This window comes from Shewanella sp. SG41-4 (assembly GCF_014164505.1).
Lineage (GTDB): Bacteria > Pseudomonadota > Gammaproteobacteria > Enterobacterales > Shewanellaceae > Shewanella.
The window spans coordinates 1-747 of sequence record NZ_JACJFI010000731.1; the positions used below are offsets into that span (position 1 = coordinate 1).

Annotated in this window: 2 protein-coding genes; both read left to right on the forward strand. The window is 42.7% G+C overall.

Translation table 11 applies throughout. The annotated features are described in order from the left end of the window. The coding region (locus H5202_RS23545; protein ID WP_259397469.1) for a hypothetical protein at positions 1-361 on the forward strand (361 nt) is incomplete at its 5' end. Continuing rightward, entirely contained in the window at positions 358-708 is a 351-nt protein-coding gene (tnpB, locus tag H5202_RS23550) for an IS66 family insertion sequence element accessory protein TnpB (protein WP_182774134.1), read from the forward strand. The genes H5202_RS23545 and tnpB, both read left to right, overlap by 4 nt. Positions 709-747 lie beyond the last annotated feature (39 nt).

Sequence of the window (747 nt, forward strand, 5' to 3'; positions counted from 1 at the left end):
AAATTTGGAGCAGGTGATGAAAACATACAGAACAACTACTCAGTGGCAGATGCTACTTCAACAACGCGGCTCGTTTAGTGGCACTAATATCGAATTTTGCCAACACCATAATGTCTCTATCACCACTTACTATAAACAGCGCGCTTTACTGGCTGAGTATCAGCCTAATTCAACCTTGCCAGTGCAAACAACGAACCCCACATCATCACGTTTTATTCAGTTAAAACAAACCACCACTGAAGTCTGCGCGCAAACTCATCAAAATGTGGTGCAGTTTGATATCCGCACAGGCCAGTTAATGTTTCCTGCCAATTTAGCAACGAACGATATCGTTGCCATCATTAAAGGGCTGATGGCATGAAGATGTTTGTTGATGTGCCCACCGTTTATTTATGTGCGGATGTGGTCGATTTTCGTAAATCGATTAATGGATTAGCCGCCTTAGTGGAAGCAGAGCTTGAACTACCGGTGCTCAGTGGTGCGCTATTTGTGTTTTGTAATAAAGGGCGCGACAAACTCAAACTGCTGTACTGGGATAACACCGGGTTTTCCCTGTGGTATAAGCGATTAGATAAACATAAGTTCAAATGGCCTAAACTCATGTCACCCACCATGACATTAACCGAGCAACAATTACACTGGTTATTAGCGGGTTATGATGTGATTGGCCACAGCAAAATTGATGTCGCAGGTAAGCAAGTGCTTTAATTATTCAAAAGAGTTGGCGATCGATTGATGATCATCAAA

Excerpts from the sequence above, each read along its gene's own strand:
- tnpB (WP_182774134.1), top strand. The coding sequence starts at position 358 with ATGAAGATGTTTGTTGATGTGCCCACCGTTTATTTATGTGCGGATGTG.